We start from the raw sequence: 22654 nt of genomic DNA, 5'->3' as shown, positions 1-22654 counted from the left end.
GAATGGTTCAATTTTAGGAAGTCAAAGTGATTATAGTTATAGCGAGCGTTCTTTTATTTCTCGCCAGCTTAGACGATAACTATAGCATTTATTGGCCACCATATTTTCTTTTTAGGGAGGGAGTAGGAAGTTCCTAGCCAGTAAGGTTTGGTAAACTTATAAATCGCACATTCTTACCCACCTAAAAATCAAGTGGGTTTTTCCAGCTTTAAATATTTCAGGATCTAGTGAGAGATCCGTTTAATATATGCTCTCATGATTTATACAGCTTGGAAGGTGATTGTAAGTTATAAGTATGACGAAAGCGTAGAAGGTGGAGCTAAGTTATATCTTTTGGCAGGGTTTGCGATAAGAAGGGTCATTAAATACCCTGATAATGGAACTGTGGCGCTAAATTAGGGGAGTTGCTTTTCGTCTAGTATAGTTTGAATCAGAATTTCTAGCTGGGAGTTTATTTTACTGTTGGAGGTCATGGTTTCAGTGATTGATTTAATCATTGATTGCAAATTTTCAATAGGGATTTTTTGCTCAAATTCTCCGGCGAGTACTGTGCTGATGAAATTTTTCTTTAAAGACTCTAAGCTCTCCCCTTGTTTATAGAGTTCTATTATTTTATTTTTTAATATCCGGTCAATGCTCAGTATGTCTGAGCTTGAGTTTTCTGGGGTCCCATCTTTTGGTGGTGACTTTTTTCGTTGTTGGGGTGGTGCGTTTAGTTTATTTAAAAGGGTTGTGAGGTTTTGGTCTGTGGTTATTTTCATGGGTTAATTTTGCCCATATTTAGAGAGCAGCATTTTATTCACGGCGTTATTTTCACTATCTTTTACCTGTGGTTCTTCTTGAGGAGAGTTTTGGTTAACTGTGGCTTCAATGATTTTCTCAATATCCTTATTCAGAGCAGGGTTTTCGTTGTTTTCTAAAATACCTCCTCGTAGTTGTTCAACGCCATCTTCTGTATTGCCGTCGGCTATCGCTAGGAGCCCTCGTGCGAATTCTTGAAAGTATCTAGGAGAGCTTGTTGAGTTGACGAGGTGCTCCCATACCTTTTTAGCTTCACTAATTTCTTGTGTTACTAAATAGAGTTGACCCAATTGAAAATGTGCGATCCACAACTCTGGAGCCATAGAAATAGCAGTTTGCATCCCTTCAATAGCGCGATCATACAGTTTGATTTCAGCATACTCTGCTGCGAGGAACAGGCGTTTTGCGGGATGATCTTCAAGTGAGATACTGCGTTTTAACAGCTCAATAGCTCTTTCATGGTACTTGAGGTTACTTGCTTCAAGTGCGCAGTGGAATAGCTCTTCAGCGTCAAGCTCGTCGTTGATTCCTAATGACATGGGTATCTCCTGTTACTCGATTACATTCTACCTGCCATATTCCATCGCAGCTAGCCTTCTTGCCTAAGTAAAAGCTCCTTTTCTTTGTTCATTGGTAGGTCCTCGCATTTTGAGATTTTAAGAGTGAACGTATAGTCATACATGCTGGTAGTAGTCGTGAATTGCTGCTCGTCCAAATTTTTTTAAATTTTTCCTGCACGATTTGGGTAAATCTCCGGATATATATCTTAACGAGATTGAAAACTGGCGATAACTCCCGGTGAGTATGTCAGTACAGATTAGATATTTTAGGGAAATGCTATGGTCGCCGTTATCAGTGGGGAAACTCTGGGTCTGTTCAACAGCACACAGGCAGGGGTAGGTTCGGCAAGTTTTGGGCAGGGACGTGAATCCATTTATGTCAACGCCTCCACCGGCAACCTGGTACTGCGCCAGCAGGATGAATTTGTCGCGGCCTCAGGCCTGGACCTGTCCTTACTTCGCACATATAACAGCCAGGGACAGCTGGATGGCGACAACAATGATGGCTTCCGCTTTAACTTTTCCAACCAGCTGATCAATCTGGTCGGTACTCCCAATCAGCCGGGCAGCCAGATTGCCCGTATCGGCAGTGATGGGGCCGAGACGGTATACCGCTACGATGCTAGCTTGCAGGCCTATGTCTCTTCTGACGGAGCCGGTGCCCACGACCAAATTCTTTTTGACAGCGGCAACAACCAGTGGGTATGGCGTGAGGGCTCCAGTCGCGTCGAAGAAGTCTACGGCAGTATCAACGGCAACTGGAAACTGGTGGCCCATGTCGATGCGGAAGGCCGCCAAGTGGTTTTTGGCCACAACAGCAGTGGTTTGGTGGACACGGTTACCGACGCCGCTGGCCAGACCCTCGCGATTACCTATAGCGGCACCCGGGTTACCGGAGTGACCGTCAGCAGCGACGGCACCACCGAACAGCGCCTGTACTACAGCTACGACGCCCAGGGCCGTTTAGAAACCGTTACCGTCGACCTGTCCCCGCAGGACAGCAGTATTGCCGACGGCAATGTATACACCACCACTTACGAGTACGATGGGGATAGCACCCGCGTTGCCGCAGTGCTGCAAAGTGACGGCACGGTAATACGCTTTGTGTACGCCAATGTGGATGGGCAGGGGGATTATCGAGTTACCGAGGTGCACACTGGCCGGGTAACCTCCAGTGGTCTGGCACAGGAGTTTGATAACAGCGACCGCCGTATCACTCTGTACAATTACGACCTGGCCAAGCGCAAGACCACCATTACCCAGGTAAACAACCCGGAAGCGGGTGGCGGCAGTTGGGCCGGAGTGCAGACTGAACTGACCTTCGACAGCGCCGGGCGCATCACGGAGATGAAAGCCCCTGCCGACCAGAACGGCGTGCGCGCACTGACCCAATACAGTTACGATGCCGACGGCAATCTACAGAGCCTCACCGATCACAGCGGCGACACCACCACGTATGAATATGACAGCCGCGGCAACCAGACCCTGGTGCGCGATGCCCAGGGCAATACGGTCGAACGGGAATACGACAGCTATAACCAGCTGAGTAAAGAAACGGTCTACCGGCGCCCGGACCCCGATGGCGATGGTGCCGAGCAACCGGCCGAAGCTCGTGTCACCCACTACGTCTATGACGACCAGCAGCGGCTGCGTTTTGTGATTGGCCACGACGGCACTGTCCAGGAAACCCGCTACAGCGATGCCGCACAGAACGCCGAGCACGGCATTCCCGCCCGCACAGTGAGTGCCATTACCTACTTGCAGCACGGCTACTTCGACCAGTTCGACGCCGCCAACTACAGTGAAGCGAGTGCCGAAAACATCGTCGACTTTGCCTACAGCACCCTCATCAGCTGGGTGCAAAACACCCAGAGCGATATCCAGGCCAACAGCCTGCACAACGCCACCCGCAGAAGTGATACCCGCCTGGACTTCCGCGGCCAGGTCTACAGTGTGACCGCCTACAGCGCCGTGGGCAGCGACGGCGAGGGCATTGCCGACGGCAGTGAATCCACCCAATACACGGTCTACGACGCCAACGGCCAACTGCATAGTACCGTCGACCCCCGCGGTGGCGCGCAAGATGCCAGCAGCTATAAAACCAGCTACGTCTACGATGGCCTCGGCCGACTGCTCAGCAGCACCGATGCTGAAGGGCATACCAGCACCACCCTGTACAACGATGCCCAATCACAGGTTATTACCACCGACGCCGACGGCCTGCAGATCACCCGCAGCTACGCCACCAACGGCAGTCTGATCAGCGAAATCCGCCACGACACCACCAACGGTAACGCCACCCTGGGTGAAACCCGCTTCTTCTATGACACCCTCGGGCGTATCCGCGCCACCCAGGACGCGATCGGTGCAATCAGCCACAGCCTCTACGACGACAAAGGCCAGATGGTGGCCGTGATCAGCGCCTCCGGCGCGATTACCGAATTCCACTACGATGGTGAAGGCCAGCAGGTACAAAGCACGCACTACGCCAACCGACTCAGCGGCACCCAATTGCAGAGCCTGTTGCAGAAAGACAACGACGGCAATGTGATTGGCATCAAGCAGAGTGTCACCCTGGCAGACCTGCGCCCAGCTGCCGTATCCGGCAGTGACCGCAGCACTTACCAATACTACGATGATGCCGGCCAAGTGCGTTTCTTTGTGGACGGCGAAGGTTACCTGAGTGAAACCCAATACAACGCCCAGGGGCAGGTGCTGCGCACCACCCAGTACGGTGTAAAAATACAAAATCCCCAGGGAGAGACCACCGCAACCCTAGCGGCTAAATACGCAGCCAGTAATGCCAACCTCAGTGTTACCAGCGACAGCGCCACCCAGTGGGTAGACCCGCAGCAGAGTTATGCCCAGGCAGACAGCCTCGGCTTTAACCAGCGCAGTATTGTCAATCAAAGTGGCAGTATCGACCTCAGTCAATCCGCCACCACACGCCCGGCACAAAATCCCTACGCCCTGAGTGGCACCACCAATGCGCGGGTCGAAAATACGCAAACAGAAAGGGTGAGTGGCAGTGCCATTACTACCGCTTATACCCGCGCACCGGTGCAGCTTTATACCTATGCCAGCACGGCGATTGTTGCGGAGCGGGAGATTAAAACAGACCCTCCGAGAACATTGACGGTGACAACGCCAATGGTGGAACGTGGTCCAGAGCAGAATGGGTATACTTACTCTACGACAGCCTTGAAGCGAGTTGAGGGAGTTGAGCAGCAAAGTCAGGTTGTTACCTTCTCCCGCCAACACCCAAATGTAAACTCCACTAGCAACTATACCAAGCTCAACTCAGGAGCGTTCACGTCAAGAACTGCTAGTTCGGATACTTTGAGTAGCCGATTTAATTATTGGAAACTCAATATAACCGTGACCCGTAGCGATGGCAGCCTGCCTAGTGGATATGATGGAACTTTCTCTTATACGACGACTTCGCGTACTTGGGGTGGCAGTGTCGATTTAACCAAATACTACGGTGATAACTTACCTGCGGGAGAGTATTCGATAAAGGTTGTTGCAGAAGAGTACCGCACGCCGTACTGGTATGAGGCCGAGATCAGGCAGTGGCTTCAAATTGGTTCCCCTAAAGCGGAAGCGAGTTATACACAAACCAAGAGTTATAACGTCGGCACACGTATAGTATGGGGAAGCTTCCGAAGTGGCAATGAAGTCTTCTACTACCGGCCAAACTCTTCTTCTAATTGGAAGTCAGTAATAGCTACAGCTGTAGATAAATATACCAGCATGGTAAGTCTGGACTATCCGGATAGTGGCGATTTTGATTTTAGGATTGATATCCAGAATGGTGATAAGCAGGGCGGTGTTTATGAGGTGGAAAGGCGCGTCGAGGGACGCACGCCCTTAGTTGGTACTGGTGATGAGCTGACAATTTGGTATATTAATGGGTTAGATACCACAGATCCGGTATCTAACTCCTCTGTACTGCAATATTACAGTGGTAGTCTCCCCTCGAATATTCAATCCATTGTGGCAGTGTCTAAAAACAGGGCCACGGGTGTGTCCTATACCGCCTCGACCTATCCTCAGGATATTGTGCGCGATGGTTTTAGTTGGGATGGCAAAGTCAACTTGCGGATTGGTAGCGCACTGCCGGATGGACAATACGATATTACCCTGACGATCAATGGTGTTCAGCAGCCCAGTATTTATTATGAAATCGGTGAGCAGTATTATGTCTATGGTTCAACCACTGTAACCTGGCCGCTATCCGCTCAACCGGAAGGAACCGCGGTCATTTTCAAATATCGTTTGGCGGGTGGCAACGATAGCTGGACAGAGATTGCACCAGTAGCCAGTGGCTCCGACCATAAGGCAACGTTGGATGTTCTGGATAACGGCAGTTACGAATACCTAATAGAATATATAGACGGCGATCAGGTTATTAAATCCGCTACCGGTACTTTTTCTGTCGCTAAAGATGGTAAAACCACCGATAGCAGTTCCCCGAGTGCGACTTTTAAATTTGCATCCATTAAATACGTTGAAGTGGGTACTGCATCCAGTGTATCGGGATATTTCTCTGAAGGCGAAGCGGCCTCCATTGCCCGCGCCGATATCGTTGTGCGCGATAAGGTCTCCGGTCAGATAATTTATACGGGATCCGATTACCCGGCGGATTATTTGGCGTGGCTCAAAGCAGAAAATCCCAACAACTATACCTATAACGGTAACCTCAATATCTCCACGGACTTTGTCCATCACAGCTTTAACACCAGCCAGAATATCAGCACTAGTGATTGGCAGATTTACGATAGCACTCCGGCTGGTGCGACCCTTAAAAGCGTGTATGACAGCACCCTAAATCGCGATGTGATCGAAATTTCCGGCGATGGTACCAGCAATGGTTTCCGCACGTTGCAAGGTGGCCAAATCGATGCCTGGAATATCACCGATGGTACCAAGGCACGCGCGGAGCTGAAGCTGTCCGGCGAAGCAATCCTTTATTATCGACTGGAGACCTCAAAGGGGCCCGCCTATGTAAGCTACAACTCCGGTGTGCAGGAACCTTATATCTATTTTTCCTCATCATCTAATACGACCTATTATACCTTCCCGCTGGAAGATACATATCGGGATGGCAACTGGCATACCTTCGAGCGGGATATCCTCGCCGATGTGGCCTATCTGGACCCGGCTGCCGAAGTGCAGGGGATCATGGCCTTTTATATTCGCGGCAATGGGCGGATAGGAACGATTGAAGTCGATACCCATACCCCTACCGGCAAGGGTGAATTGGGTGCTGGTCGCTACGCAGTAGAGGTGACCACCTATGATCTCGAGGGCGATGAGATTGGCACCAACACCTTCGACCACGAAATCGGTACTCAAACCGAGCACCACCCCACTGAATTCCGCTGGCCGGTCAGCTCGCGCCCAGCCGGCAGCGTCGCCGTTTTCGAATACGAAGTTGCCCCCAACACCTGGCAATCGGTGCCGGCGCTAGAGGATGGCAGTGACCTGAAAGTGATGCTCGGCGATGTGGATGACGGAAGCCTTCTCGAGGGTACTTATCATTTCCGGATTCGCTACCAGCAAAATGGTGAAACGGTTAAGCAAACGGCGGGCAGTCCGACGCTGACGGTGAGCAAGGGCGCCACCCAAGCCAGCAGCTTCGATTTCGAGTACACCGTGGTCTCCCTGCAAAGTGGCAGCGGCCATGGGATTTCCGGTTATCCGGTTGCCACCGGCGGCAGTCCCGCCCTCAATAAAATTGTCGCGCAGGTCAAAGACGGCAATGGCCAGCTGGTCTCCACTGCCGAGACCTATCCACAGTTGTTTGGCAACTACAACGGCGAAGTCAATTTAGCTATCGGCACCGCATTGACCGCGGGCCAAGCCTATAGCGTGACCTTAACGCTGCACTACGACAATGGTAGCAGCAGTGCGCAAACGCCTTTTGCGGTAGAGGTGGGCGATCAGGCGGCGCAGGATCGGGTGATCAGTTGGTCCGAAGCGGCCTATGCGCCGCAGGCGGATGAGGTGACGGTCTTTGAATACCGCCGCGCCGGTAGCAGCGATGCTTGGGCCAGCGTAGCGGTGAGTCAGAGCGGCAGCGACTTCAGCGTCAATCTGGGTTATGCCCTCACCGGCAATTACGAGTACCGTGCATCCAGTTACCGCGATGCCGATGGCAATGGCTTTAGTGATAACGACCGCCTGTTGCGCACCCTGTCCGGCACCTTTGCCGCCAACGACAGCGGCCCTGTGTCTGCCGACTGGGCGGTGCCGACTTACCAGCGCAGTGCCTCGGCAGGTTATGCCATCGAAGGCTACCTGAGCGCCGCGGAAGCGACGGATATCGCCTATGTGGAAGCGGTGGTCATCGACAATGCCACCGGTTCCCCGATCAGCGCACAGCCGGCGCAGACCTGGATCGACCCGGCCACGTTGCACGACGGCTCCTTCGCCGGGCGGGTCAACCTGCTGGTGGGAGAGCCCCTGGCCGACGGCGATTACAGCGTACAGGTGACGCGCCACTATATCGACGGCAGCAGCCAGGTGGACGCCAGCTTCCAGCATCAGATTGGGCTGCAGCAAGAGGCGGTGGTCAACCCGCAGCTGAGCTTGGGGCTGGATGAACCCTATACCGCCAGTGCGGTAAGCCTGTCGATACGCCCGCTGGGCAGTGCTAATTGGGAGACGCTATCCCTCGACCCGGCCACCGGCGCGGTGGAGCTGGACAAGGCCAGCCACGCCAACGGCGTGTATGAATACCAGCTGTCCTACACCCTGGATGTGGACGGCACCCCAGTGAGTAAGAGCGGGGTGGGGCGCTTCACCCTGGCCGCCGGCGAGAGCTATATCCAGGCGCTTAGCGCCACGGCGAGCGGCGTGGATTTGGCGGATGCGCGTATCGAGCGCCGTTTCTACGACGATGCCGGGCGGGTCTCCGCGACCCTGGATGCAGAGGGCTATCTAACTGAATACCGCTACAACCGCGCCGGCCAGTTGGTCTCCACAACCCAGTATGCCAACCGCGTCGCGGATTACGATCAGAGTGCACACTGGCTCAACAGCGGCACCCTGCAGACCCTGCGCCCCGCCGCAGACCCAGCGACGGATCGCAGTCACTACTGGCTCTACGACGGCCAGGGCCGCGAAGTGGCGGAGATCAATGCCGAGGGCTATGTCACCGAGCACCAGTACGACGCCGCCGGCAACCGGGTAAAAAGCCTTCAGTATGCGGACTCGCTATACGACCTCAATGAACTGAATAGCGCGTTGGCCGCGGTGGACAACGACCCGGCCCGTCTCTCTTTGGGCAGCGACCGCGGCCTGGGGCAGGTGCGCCCGCTGACTTCCAGCGACGACCGCACCACCGAGTGGCGCTACGACGCGCGCAACCAGGTCACCCACAGCACCGATGCCTTTGGTAATACCAGTACCTTTACCTATACCGCCGGTGGCCAGCTGGCGAGCAGCCGCAGCGGCATTATTATTGCCAGTGGCTCCATCCTGGATAACTACCTGGACAACTACCAGGGCGACCCCACCTTCAGTGCCAACGACAGCGAGGCGCGGGATTACCAGTTTGAGTACGACGTACAGGGCCGGGTGATCGCCGAGCGGGATCACCAGGGCCGGGTGGTGTTGAGTCACAGCTACGATGACAGCGGTCGCCGTATCAGCAGCATCGATGCCAATGGCTATACCACCCACTTCGCCTACAGTGCCGACGGCCTGCTGAAGTACAGCCTGGCACCGGTGTTCAACCCCGGTAACAACGCCCTCGAATGGCAGTTGAGCAGCTTTAGCCACAACGCCTTCGGCGAAGTGACCGGCACCCGCCAGTATGCCAGCCGCCTCAGCAATACCGCGCTCAACAACCTGGGCCTGGCCGGCGACGCCGCCACCCTGGACAGCCTGGCGGCCAGCCTTGTCGATGATGACGACACCGTCACCAGCACCGTCTACACCCAGCGCAGCCAGGTGGACAACAGCACTGACGGCGAGGGCTTTGTCAGCACCTCCCAGTACAACGCCTTTGGCGAACGCACCCGTTTAAGTCGGGCGATTGATGTTGCCAACAGCCGCCAGGCGGTCACGGACTTCAGTTACAGTCGCCGTGGTGAACTGGAAACGAGTAGTGCGCAACTGAGCAGTGGTCCCTTCTCCAGCGTGGGCACCAGTACGGTGTACAACGCCTTCGGCGAAGCGGTATCCAGTACCGATGCGCGCGGTTTTAGCACCGACTACGCCTACGACCGCCTGGGACAATTGGTGACCCAGACCAATGCCCTGGAACAGCAGACCCACTTAAGCTACGACGCCTTCGGCCGGGTACTGACCCGCACCGATGCGCTGAACCGCAGTACCCGCTACGAATACGACGACGCCAGCCGCAGCCAGGTGGTGACCACTCCAGAGGGAGTACAAACTCGCACCGTCAACAATATCCACGGCGAGACCTTCGAGGTCTCCATCAAGGTCGGGGACAGCTGGCTGCGCCAGGTGCGCTATGACTACGACACTCAGGGCAACCTGACTGACACCACTGACGCCCTCGGCAACAGCGCCCGCAGTGAGTACAACGCCGCCGGCCAGCTCACCGCCAGTGTCGACGCCAGTGGCGTGCGCACCGAGCTGACCTATGACCCCCAGGGGCGGGTACTGACCCGCACCCAGGATGTGGGCGGCCTCAACCTGACCACCACCCAGCGCTACGGCCACCGCTATGAAGAGACGGTGGATGCCAGCGGTAGCGTGACCCGCACCGAGTACGATAAAAATGGCCGCGTGAGCCGGGTGATTGTCGATGCCAGCAGCGATGGCTCCGGCCTCAACCTGCTGACCCAGTACCGCTACGACGGCCAGGGCAACCTGCTGCAAGTGCAGGAGGGCGCGCTCAGCGGCGGTATCGATGGCAGCGCCGCGATCCACCGCACCACCGCCTACAGCTACGACGAGCTGGGCCGGGTACTGAGCGAGACCCTCGACCCCAATGGCCTCGCCATCACCACGCGCTATGCGTACGACCAGGCTGGCAACCGCACCGCGGCGACCAACGCCCTGGGCTACAGCACCTACTTTGTCTACGACGCGCTGGGGCGCGAGCGCTTTGTGCTGACCCCGCACTCCTTGAATGGCGCCTCCAACATGCAATACGCGGCGCTGGAGAAGCAGTATGACGATGCCGGGCAGTTGGTTGCCAGTATTGGACACGACGGCGTCCATACACTGCCCGCGAGTTTGGATATCGCCTCGTTAACGGCGACCTATAGTGGAGCGGTTTTTGCCCCGGATCGCACCACCCATTATGTCTACAACGACGACGGCCAGTTGACCCACAATATCGACCCCCTCGGCCAGGTGACGGAGACGGTCTACGACAGCGCCGGCCGTGTCAGCGCCGTGATCCGCTATGCCGACAGGATAGATCCGTCCACAGAAAGCGTCGCCGACCTGGTGCGCGACACCAGTAAAGACCGCGAGACCCGCTACCAGTACGACGCCGCCGGCCGCCAGACCCATACCCTGCGGCTGTTTGAACAGGGCGGCGCGCAATACGCGTATGTCACGGAGAGCCTGTACAACAGCCGCGGTGAAGTGGTCGGCGAGATCGCCTACGCCCACGCCCTGCATCTCGCCAGCGAGACCACCGCTGATCTGAACGCGGAAGCCGCAGACAACCGCCACAGCACCTTTATCTACGATGCCGCCGGCCGCCGCACCCACACCGTAGACAGCCTCGGCTATGTTACCGAGACTCGCTACGACGATAGTAATGACATCGAGACGGTGATCCGCTACGCCAACGGCATCAGTGTACCCGCCGCCAACGGCTGGGCCGGCCTCAGTGCCGCCGACCTGGCCATCAGCGCCAGCAGCCAGCACGACCAGGTGATCGTCACTCAGTACGACGCCGCCGGGCGCAAGGCCAGCCTCACCGAGAAGGTGTGGGCGGATGGCGCCTTGCAGGATTACGTTGAAAGTTACCAATATGATGCCCTCGGCAACCGCACCCAGATCAGCGACCCACTGGGCTACAAGACCTATTTCAGCTACGACGCCGCCGGCCGCCTGACCCACAAGCAGGTCCCGCGCATTGGGACAGAGGGCTACCTATCCACCTGGAGTTACGACGCCCAGGGGCAGGTGCTGAGTGAGACCCACTACAGCCAGGCAGTGGCGCAAAACACCGACCCCAGTGCTATCAACACCAATGCCCTGGCGCACGCCCAGGACCGCAGCACCCACTACACCTACCACGCCAGTGGCCAGCTGAAAACGGAAACCGACAGCGCCGGCGTGGTGACCCAGCACGACTACACGACGTTCGGAGAAACCTGGCGCACTATCGAAGCCAAGGGCCTGGCCGAGCAGCGGGTCACCTACCGCGGCTTCGACCAATTGGGGCGCCTGGTGGAGGAGACCAGCGGCCTGCCGGACTGGGCACAGAGCAGTATCGACAACCGCCACAGTCTGACGGGAAGCGAGCTGGGTGCCGACGAGCAGGTGGCCACCACCTACTTCAGCTACAACGCCTTCGGTGAGCTGGAGACCCTGGTCAGCCCCCGCGGCCCCGGCTATGTCAGCCAGCAGCACCACGACCAGCTGGGACGCAAGGTCGGAGAGACCGACGCCCGCGGCGGCAGTACCCAGACGGTGCTGGACGCCTTCGGCAATATCGTCGCCACCACCGATCCCAACGGCAACACCGGGGTCTTCCTGTACGACGCCAACAACCAGCTCACCCACCAGGTGACCCCGGATGGCGCCGTTACCACGTACAGTTATGACGCCTTCGGCCAGGCCGTGGACGTGCGCACCTACGCGCAGAAGTTGGCCGCCGGCACCGATATCGCCGCTCTCAACCGCGCCGGCTTGGACACTTTACTCAGCGGTTTACAGGATGCTGTGCGCGACCGCCACAGCGTCAGTGTGTACGACAACCGCGGCCAGTTGCTCACCAGCACCCAGTACGGCTACGACCTGATCAACGGCCACGCCACCGCCAATGTCAGCACCTATAAATACGACGCCGCCGGCAACCGCACCGCCATGATTGACGCCCGCGGCGCGCGCACGGATTACCTTTTCGACGCCCAGGGGCGGGTGACCCAGGAGACCGGGCCCGAGTACTACGCCACACTGACCTCGCATAAGACCAGTACCACCCTGGTGCGCGCCATTACCAAGTACAACTACAACGCCTTCGATAAAACCTTCGAAGCGGAAGGCTATTACTGGGATGTCAGCGCCGGCGAGGAGAAGGCCTCGGTATACGGTATCCAGGACCGCTATCTGCGTTACGACCACAACGGCCAGTTGCTGACACTGCTGGGTTCCGCCTTTATCGGCGCCACAGGCAACGCCCAGAGCAGTGCCGACTTCGACGGGACTATCGACACGGTGTCGATGCGCACGGTGACCGAGCGCCGCTACGACGCTCTCGGCCGCTTGGTGTACGAAGGCCAGCGCGGCCTGCAGAATGCCAGCCTGAACGACGACGGCAGTGCCAGCGGTGTCCAGCACGGCCAGATCCAGGCCAGCGCCTACAGCTACAACCGCCTGGACCAGCAGGTGTTCGCCCTGGATACCGACGGCGGTCTGACCTACAACCGCCACGACGCCGCCGGCAACTTGCGCAGCGAGAGCCGCTACGACCAGCGCCTCACCATTAACGGCAGCCCCTGGGACGGCAGCCTCAATGGGCTCAACCTCGATAGCAGCGTCGAGCACTGGCGCACCGACGCCCAGGCCCTGCAGGGCAGCGAGTCCAGCAGCGGACGCACGACCCATTACCAGTACAACGCCAATAACCTGGTGACCAAAACCGAATCCGATGCCGGGGTCTTCTTCGACCTCAACAACCTGGTGGCTCCGGACTCCACCAGCGGCGACCAGCAGGAACTGCAAAACGGCTTCAGCCTAGGCAGCACCCAGGGCCACCAAGCGCTCTACGATGCCAACGGCAACCCTACTATCCAGATCGATGGCAAGGACCAGGCCAGCTTCGCCCTCTACGATGCCGCCGGCAATCGCGTACTGGAAGTGGATCGTCTCGGCTATGTCACCGAGTATATTTACGACGGCCTCGGCCAGATCACGGCACAGACCCGCTACGCCGGCGCCCTCGACTTCGCCAAGCTCGGCGCCCCCGCCGACAACGAAGCCCGCCACGCCTGGCTCGACAACCTCTACGGTGGCAACCGCGCCGCCCTGGTGGCCAATGTTGCCACCGGCGACGAGCGCACCACCGAATATGTGTACAGTGGCCGCGGCCTGCTGCTGGAAGAGCGCACCAAAGGGGAATCCTTCGCGCGCATCAGCAACTCCGGCACCGCCCTCAATGTCAGCCGGGTCAGCAGTGACCTGGTGACTCGCCACGACTACGATGGCAATGGCCTGGCCATCACCACCGTGCGCTACGACGGTGATGAAAACGCCGCAGACAGCCGTATGGAGAGTGTCGACTACAACGTGTACGGCCAGCAGGTACAAACCCGCGGCGCCGAGTACACCGACTACCGCGGCCAGAGTGTGCGCGGCACTGTCAGCTACCGCTACGACCTGTTCGGCAACCGCACCGCCGAGATAGTGCACAACGACAGTGGTGGCCAGGTTACCAGCCACCACTACAACATGATCGGCAAACGGGTAGAGACCCGCGACGCGCGGGAAAACCGCGGTGAAGCCAACTACGAAGGCAAGACGCGCTTCTACTTCGACGCCTTCGGCAACGCCGTCTATCAGAGCCAGACACAGACAGATATCGACAACGCCCAGAGCCAGGTTATCACCTGGCTGCAGTACGACGCCCTCGGCCGCGAGATCGCCCGCAGCAACAACGTCGACCAGACCGAGCAGGGCGGCCTGGTGCAGTACGATATGGCCTACAACACCCACGGGCAGATTATCGGCAAGGGCATCAACACCGCGGTGCGCGATTCGGTGATCGATGGCAAATACCAGGAATACTACGTCTACGACGAGCTCGGGCGCTTGTTTAAAACCAACGCCGACAACGGCTCCCCGCGTCTTTACCTGTACGACCAGAACGGCAATGCCACGCTGGAAATTGCCGCGATCAACAACAACAGTTTGGACAGTATCCACAGCGCCCAGCAGGCGATGAACGAGCTCACTCAGAGTGAGACGCAGTGGAAGTACAGCCTGTACGACCAGGAAGACCAGCTGATTACGGTGGTGGATGCCCCGCTGGATACACCCAGCGATAATCCCGACCTGGATGTGAACTGGACGGTGGATAGTGCAGACAGCGGCATCAAAAATACTGTCGAAAGCACGCCGGGAGGGGCCCCGGGAACCATTACTCTTGGCGAACGCAAAAAAATGGACATGGCCGACACCTGGAGGCACATCGAGGATAGTACGCCCCAGGCGAACAGCCCCATCATCACCACGGACTGGGTGAGCCTCAGCAACGGTATGCCCAATTCATCTACGGTGGGGGTCAATAAATACCAGGCTAATACTGTTCTTTATAATTCCATTAAATCGAATACGCTTTATCTTGGAGCAAGCCCTGATGGCGCAGGCCTGAGTTTCAAAGTTGAGGGCGAGGTAAATCTCACTATACCCTACGCAACGCCCGACGCCCCCGTAACTGTGAAGCTCTCCGTTGAGGGTGCGGGGGAAAGGGAATATGTTCTGACAGAGAGCGGTAACTATACGCTTTATAGTGATCCTATCTGGACGCCAGACAATAACATAGAAACTTGGGTGTCACTGGAGACAGGGGGGGTTACCTGGGGGGGGAGGGCAGCTGTTTCTGCGGAAAATATCAGCGTCAGGATCCCCGATCTGCAAGGGACAACCACTCGGGATAATGATATTCACTTTGTTGATGATCAGGGGATGGGGTACAGCAGTGACCCTGGCGGTGCTATCGCTGTAGATAGCGCACTCTCTTGGGTGGACTCCAGCTATAAACTTACCAATCTCATGGCAGGTGACCGGCGCCTGGATTTAAGAGAGCACCAGGATGTTGCAAATCTGTCGGAATTATTGACGGACTCCAATGGCTATTTTCTGGCGGGAACCACTCAGGGAAGTAATCAAGGTTATATCGAAGAAAGCACCACCCAGTACTACACCAGTCGCCAAGTCACCCTAGACAGCGGCCGGGAAATTACTGTGCATACCAACCGTATCGAAACAGAAGAAAGGCTGCATATTTTTGTGCCGCTTTTTAGTGGGGGCGTTGAATACGGTTGGCGTGAAGTGGTGATTACCACCAATAGCCATAACTACGCCGTTAGCAGTGACTTTCTGCAGGCAGATGATACGGAAGCAGAGAGTGCTTTAGATAATGCACAAAACAATCCTCTAGAGGTGATGCCAAGCCTGGACTGGACTGTGAATGACAATATTCTGACTCTGGAGAGTAGCGCTGTAAGCAGCATTTTCGGCGATAGTATTCAGGTCAAAGTGCTGGCGAAGAGTGCCGGTGGCCAGGTGGTGATGGACAACACCCAGTACAACTGGAGCGATGGCATGGCCATCGCGCTGAACAGCAACGCCGCGGCGGTCTCACTGACATTTGTCGATCCCGACGGCCTGGTATTACATGCGGTGGACCTATACAGCAGCGCCGCTGACAGCCAGAGTGGCAGCGTGGGCCTGCCGGGTGAGGGTGTCGGTCTGGAGCATTTACCGGAGGTGAACAAGTTCTGGCTGTCGGCGGGTTACCGCTCCTCGAAGCAGGGCAGTGGGGAAAGCATCCACTTGGAATACAGTGACTCGGTCAGTGTGAGGGAGGCCACCTATGAGCCGCTCGAAGGTAGTGTGGCGGTAGCTCCCAAAGTGGAGGCTTATGGGGATGTAACGGTTACCTACCATCATGTGATCGCTAATCGCACTGGTTCTAGTAATTCCAATGGTACGCCGTACTATCAATATCAAGGGGAGGTTAAGTTTACCATCTCCGGTCTGAGAGATGCCACGGGTGCAAAGATAACCATTGGTATCGGGGGGGGATCAACCGAAACCAAAACGATTACAAAGGATGGTACATATACGATTACGGGTGGATATGTCTCTTCAAGTAGCTCATTGGTGGATGTTGGTGTTTTTATGACCACTAACGGTCAGGACTGGGGTGGCTACTCCGGCAGTGGTGGCGTTACCAAAACCTCCCCGGAACTGGTCAAGGTCTACGGCCTGCCTGACGGCACCAAATCCATCAGTTTTATTGCCGATGGAGTTACTCAAAATGTGAATGTGCCCTCAGGGCAGGACTGGGTGTATGTCGATACCTCATCGATGAACGACAACGCCACCAATCTGGCATTTGTACTTCTGGCTTACAGCGGCAGTAACCAGACCGGCACAACTTTGAATCACGCCAGAGGCAACTTCAATAATGACAATGGCGGTTCAGTGACCAATATCACCAATAAGGTGACAAAAATCACTAATGATATTACCTATGTCCGCGAAGGCAGCTCTGATGGCACAGCCTCTGAAACTATTTTCTACTCCCAGACTGGCCTGTACAACCGCGAGGCCATCCGCAATATCGCCTTGCAGCTGACCGGTGCCGCCAACGACGAGACACTGATCGCCCACCACGCCACCTACAACGCCTTCGGCGAGAACGTGGCATCGATCGACAACAACGGCAACACCACCCTGTATGAGTACGACCAGCGCGGCAATGTAGTGAAGGAGCTGAAGCCGGAAGCGGACGTCTACACCGAGCAGATGACCAGCTTCCGCGCCCACACCGCCACCGAATACGGCGTCAATGCCTTCGGCGAAGTGGTGATGGAGAAGGTCGGGGCTGAAGCTGCCGCCGGCGCCAGCAGCGCCACCCAGAGTGCGGTGACCAGTTACAACGCCCAGCACGAACAGGTGCGCCTGCAGGACTATGAGGCCGGCTTATTGATTGCCAGCCAGGACGGCGAGGGCGATTACGACACCCAGATCTACGACCAGGCCGGCAACCTCAAGGGCAGCAGCCAGTTGGTGTACCGCGCCAACGAGCGCGGCAACGGCACCAGTGCACTCTACTACCAGGTGGCCTACCACTACGACGCCAATAACCAGCTGGTGCGCATGAACCGCTTCCAGGACAGCTCCCTGGCGATCGACTACGGCTACAGCACCTCCGATCGCTACGACGAGTGGGACTACGACGAGTTTGGCAACCGCATCCGCCACCGCAACGCCCTCTACGGCGACACTAACCATGTGCTCGACGTCAGTTTCAACAGCAGCGGCAGTGTCGGCAGCAGCGGCACCGTCGGCCAGGAGACCTACCGCTACGACGGCATGGGTCGGGTACTGCAGTACAAGAGCTACAACGGCAAGATCACCGACTACGCCTACGCCTGGAGCGATGCGGTGAGCCGTAATGTGCTCGCCGCCACCGGCCAGCAGGCCCAGGGCGCCGCCGATCAAGTGCAGCTGGGGGGTTATATCACCTCCATCGCCAAGTCCGGTATGGGCGGCGTGGTGGACACCGACTGGAACCAGTCCTCCCACGAGGATGTACTCAGTGACGCCGTCGACTACTTCGGCAAAGCCGTCTGGCACGACGACCTCGGCGGCCATCGCATCGAATACACCTACAACTACGCCGGCTGGCTATCGCGCCAGACCGGCAATACCGCCCTGAGCGGCGACGGCACCTGGGAAGCGCGCAACAACCAGGACATTCGCTACACCTACTACCACAACGGCAACCTGTTCCGCACCTACGACTACGGCAACAACGGCCTCAGTGACGGCGACCAGACTGGCGCCAACAGCGATATCGCCCCCGCCGTCACCGAATACCGCTACGATAAAGCGGGCAACCGCACCGGCGAGCTCTACTACCGCGCCAACGACCTGTACAACAACCTCGGCCGCGTGGTGTACCAGCACAGCAATGCCGTCTACGACGAACAGGGTCGCATCACCAGTATCGAAGGCTACGACGAATACGGCAACGCCTACCAGATCGACTACACCTTCGATGTGTTTGGCAACCGCCGTAGCGTCAGCAGTGTTTACGACGGACGCTATGTCGACAACCTCGACGGCACCATCGACGGCAAGACGCAATCGTTCTACTACACCTACGACAAGAACAACCGCTTCACCCTCACCCTCGGCGAGTTTGAAAACGGCCAGATTGTCCTGGGTAAAACCGGCACCGCCATCACCTACAACGGCCTCGACCAGCGCTATCTCGCCAGCCGCGCCAGCGACGGCAGCATCCGCGAGAAGTACGCCTACGACAGCAACGGTCGACTCACCACCGTGCATATCGACCAGGGCAGTGGCTTTGTCCTGCGCGCCAGCCGCGTCAATAACGACGCCGGCCAGGTCACCGCCTATCACGAGTACGACTCCAAGGGCAAACGGTTCAGCAGCACGGACAATTACTACAACGCCGACGGTATCCAGCTCGGTTATCAGACCACCCGGTACGACGAAAACGGCATGGCCACCAATGAGGTGACCCGCAGTCGCAACACCTTCCTCGGCGACGGCCAGACGGTCAACACCACCGTCACCAACGCCTATACCGAAGACAGCACCGACCCCACGGTTACGACCCTGTACAACTCCTACGAAAAGTGGGACACCTACAAAACCAAATCCGTGGTGATCAGCGCCGACAAGAAAGACCTCCTCTGGGAACAGCGCATCAACTGGGAAAGCGGCGAGGCCTACTACACCTACGACAGCAACGGCCATATCCGCCGGGTCTACGACGTGGAAGGTAAGCGCGCCATCGCCTACGTCACCGACAAGGAAGGGCGCACCCTGGTGCGCGAAGAGATCAACGACGACGGCCAGAACAACCTCGGCCGCGAGATGCGCCACTTCTACTACTTCAACGGCCACGCCGTCGGCGATGTGGGCAACGACCAGGTGCCGAGCCGCTACGACTACGTTAAAGCCTTGGCCCAAGCTGAAGGGGCAGGCAACCGCCATCTGAATAGTAATGGCGACCATGTGCAGGCGGTGCAATCGGCGGACTTCGACCAGAACTACCAGCCGATCAACCCCAACTATCCCACGGCCAGCTACTCCAGCTACGAAGCCCAGGGTGGTGAAACCCTGCAGAGCGTCGCCGCTATGGTATGGGGCGACTCCAGCCTCTGGTATCTACTAGCCGATGCCAACGGCATGAAGGGCGACGAGGTACTCACCAAAGGCCAGCGCCTCGAACTGCCCAATGTGGTCACCAATATCCACAACAACAGCGACACCTTCCGCCCGGTAGACGGCGCCCTGCAGATGGGCGACACGGCCCCTACCCTGCCGGATGTACCGCCGCCACCGCCGGTGGATGATGGCGGCTGTGGTGCGCTGGGTATGATCCTGGTGATTGTGGTTGCGGTAGTGGCCACGGTATTTACAGCCGGTGCCCTTGCTCCGCTAGTGACCGGTGTTGTGAGTAGTGGGTTTGCCGGAACAATGGCAGCTGGTGCATCGCTATTAGCTGGTGGAGCTGGCTTTGGATTTGCTGCAGTAGGTGCAGCATTTACCGCAGGGGCTGTAGGCTCCATTGCCAGCCAGGCAACCGCAATCGGTCTTGGAATGCAGGAGGGCTTTAGTTGGAGCGATGTAGCCGTTGGGGGGTTGACGACGGTTGCCACTATGGGCGTAGGCAGATACTTGCAAGGGTTTGATAGCTTGATGGTCAGCGACGCCACTAGGCTGAACTGGGCCGGTTCATCCATCCTCGGCGCGAGCAGCGCGGTCACCAGTTACGGTATCAACAAAGCATTTAACAAGGATGTGAGCTTTAGCTGGCGCAATGTGGCCACCTCCGCAGTAGCCTCTGGAGTCAGTTCTGGTCTCGCTGATGGCTTTGCAACCCCCTCTGACGGAGGTGGTGCACTGGCCGGAGTCATGCAGGGGGCAGAGACTTTCGGTGGGGATATTGGTCGGGAGCTGACCAGCGCCCTGATCAACGAGTCAGTGCAGAGTGCTATCTGGGGTGACAGTTTTGACTGGGGTGGGGTGGCAATTGCCACTGCTGCCGGAGTAACTCAAAGCTCGATCAAGCGCTTAGGCGGTGATGGTGAGCCGGTTGCAGGCGGCGGTCTGGATGCGGGCTCAGTTACTGGCGGCGAAAAAGCCAGTGCTGGAGAACAACGTCTTACTGAACAGTTCAGTAGCTCAACGAGCAATATAACTTCCAGCTGGTCAGGACAGGAATTGGTGGTGACTGCTAGCCAAAGTGGTATTTGGGGCAGTGAAAGGGACTACTGGTCTAACAGTGCGATAATCCAGCGGAATACGCAGGTGATGATGCACTCCGCCGGTTTTAATAGTCGGCTAGATGCGAAAACTGCGCAACGTAGTGCACAGGTAGCCGCTCAGCAAGCCTACGCTGCGCTAAGTTTTGCAGAACAATATCAACTGGCGACTCCAACAAATACATGGACCGATGTTGGGTTAATTGCGCCTGGTGGGACTGATTTTTCTGAAGAGGTAATTAATTTAGGTGGTTATATAAGCTCGAAAGAAACTGCCAGAGGGCAAGAGGTATTAATTGATGAGCCGAGCATTTTTGAGTATGTGCATGAAAAGTTAGAGGATAGTGTAACTGAATTTGAGAATTGGCTAGATGTATACAATCAGCCAGGCTCAATTTCTATGGGTGGATCAATTGATTTTCAAATCTTGAAAATTGCTCCGAATTTTGGAGGAATGTTTGGACTGGATTCAAATGGAAAATTCTTTATTTCCTCGAACATTGAATATGGCACCGCATTAAATAGTGTTGGTTTTAGCGCTGGTATAGAAACTAATGTGGCTCTAGCTAATTTGGACTATGAAGGTTACGCACAGGAAGGTGGAGAAGCGTTAGTGACTAGTGCTGAGTGGGGCATTAAAGATGAGGTAACCAAAAAGGTCTTAGGAGAAAGAGTAGGGAAACTGCTTAAAGGAAAGGCACTAGATGGAGTAATAGGATATGAGAACAGTATTCTGCAGGGTAGAGACCCTGAAGGTGGACCATTGAAAAATATAGGGCGCGCTGATTCGATAACTGTAGGGGCATCAGTAGGGTTCACTTTTGAGGACGAATTAAAGAGTGATGACAAGTCAAAAAATAGAGCCAGTAACTTGGCTCCAGATGTCGATATAACTAAGCAGTATGTGCCAATTTCTACTAGTACTGATGAGACCTTGATTGGTAAAGCCATCTATGCATTAGCTATTCAAACACCCAAAAACATTGTAAAAAATTGGACGATAAAAGACGCTGTAAAGAATATGGTGCAAATTGATGGCGGGGAGTGGGAGTGGAAATAAGTAATCATGAAAGCTACATCGTTAACTATAATGTTTCGGTGCTAATAATGGCTATAGTCGCAGTGCTTACCCTATTTTTTTTCTTGTACCTTTTCTTTGTTAGGGCTAAGTCTGAGAGACTCTGGGAGCTTGGTATAGTGAAGTATTTAATGGGCGGGGCAGGCGTTTTAACTGTTCTATTTTCTATGATGGTGGTCTTTAATTATTTTTCGGTAAACAATTACAGAGAAATGCTAAGGTTGAAGTCAAGTAAGGTTCGATATACAGAGGGTATTCCGGCTTACAGTAAAATTCCATTTTCAAGAAAATCTCCTGAAGGGCCTCAGATGGGCATTGCTAATCTTGGAGGGATATTTTTTTCTATATATAGATGGCCATCCCCCTGTATAAATAATAGGCTTCAACCCAGGAGAAAGTCTCCTGCGTTATTGGGAAATAAAATTATTTATAAAGCCTGGTATGTTGAAGGGAATGGCGGGGGGGCGTTCGAGGGATTGCAAGATTTTGAAGCATGCTTGATCAAGCTTGATATTGTTCAGATATAACCAAACTTTGGGCGAATCTAATTATTCTAGATAAACAAAGATTAGATAAAGCGCTAGCAGCGTTGCTGGCGCTAACTCCTGTGGGTATTTCTTTCTGATTTATAGTTAAGGATAGGTGAGGCGCAGAAGATTTATGCTTGGGCTTAGAAAATCTGTGACTTTGGAGGAAAAGTGGAAAGTAGTATCAAGAGAATGGGTGAGAACTAGCGAGGGTGTTCAAAACTCTGTGTCAGCCAGGCAACTATAGGCTGATGTATTTCTCCAGGCGATCTGGAAAGTGGATCGCCAGCTGTGACAGTGTCAGATTCCAATTTTGAATCGGGCGTGTCCAGCGTTCGGAGGCTTTTAGTATACCGGCGTAAAGAAGCTTCAGTAAGCTATTCTCATTGGCGAAGAGGATGTTCAAAACTCTGTGTCAGCCAAATGGCCTCATAAGCTGATGTATTTTTCCAAGCGATCTGGAAAGTGGATCGTCAGTTGTGACAGTGT

The 22654-nt window shown here is 55.7% G+C and carries 4 protein-coding genes and 1 pseudogene; 2 read left to right on the top strand and 3 right to left on the bottom strand.

Features of this window, described 5'->3' with window-relative positions; genetic code table 11:
• Nucleotides 1-395: 395 nt before the first annotated feature.
• Together ACCI49_RS15875 and ACCI49_RS15870 are read right to left on the bottom strand one after the other, a co-directional pair.
• The gene (locus ACCI49_RS15875) at nt 396-761 is read right to left on the bottom strand and encodes a hypothetical protein (RefSeq protein WP_371840057.1); all 366 of its coding nucleotides are present in this window, start codon (nt 759-761) and stop codon (nt 396-398) included.
• Between the two features lie 3 nt (nt 762-764).
• Nucleotides 765-1340, bottom strand: a complete 576-nt coding sequence (locus ACCI49_RS15870; protein WP_371840056.1) for a hypothetical protein — start codon at nt 1338-1340, stop codon at nt 765-767.
• 300 nt (nt 1341-1640) lie between these two features.
• Here ACCI49_RS15870 and ACCI49_RS15865 point away from each other — a divergent pair, with 300 nt between their 5' ends.
• Nucleotides 1641-21620, top strand: coding sequence for a hypothetical protein (locus ACCI49_RS15865; protein ID WP_371840055.1), 19980 nt, complete (start codon nt 1641-1643; stop codon nt 21618-21620).
• On the top strand, nt 21611-22165 hold the full coding sequence (locus ACCI49_RS15860; RefSeq protein WP_371840054.1) for a hypothetical protein: 555 nt from the start codon (nt 21611-21613) through the stop codon (nt 22163-22165). Before ACCI49_RS15865 ends, ACCI49_RS15860 begins: the two co-directional genes overlap by 10 nt.
• Before the next feature lie 241 nt (nt 22166-22406).
• Here ACCI49_RS15860 and ACCI49_RS15855 read toward each other — a convergent pair.
• Nucleotides 22407-22559: pseudogene (locus ACCI49_RS15855) on the bottom strand (IS256 family transposase); the annotation flags it as partial.
• Nucleotides 22560-22654 lie beyond the last annotated feature (95 nt).

This window comes from Microbulbifer epialgicus (assembly GCF_041447265.1).
GTDB lineage: Bacteria > Pseudomonadota > Gammaproteobacteria > Pseudomonadales > Cellvibrionaceae > Microbulbifer > Microbulbifer epialgicus.
This window is presented reverse-complemented; position numbering and strand designations above follow the sequence as displayed.

Coding starts and splice junctions, on each gene's coding strand:
- ACCI49_RS15875 (WP_371840057.1), bottom strand. CDS start 761: ATGAAAATAACCACAGACCAAAACCTCACAACCCTTTTAAATAAACTA.
- ACCI49_RS15870 (WP_371840056.1), bottom strand. CDS start 1,340: ATGTCATTAGGAATCAACGACGAGCTTGACGCTGAAGAGCTATTCCAC.
- ACCI49_RS15865 (WP_371840055.1), top strand. CDS start 1,641: ATGGTCGCCGTTATCAGTGGGGAAACTCTGGGTCTGTTCAACAGCACA.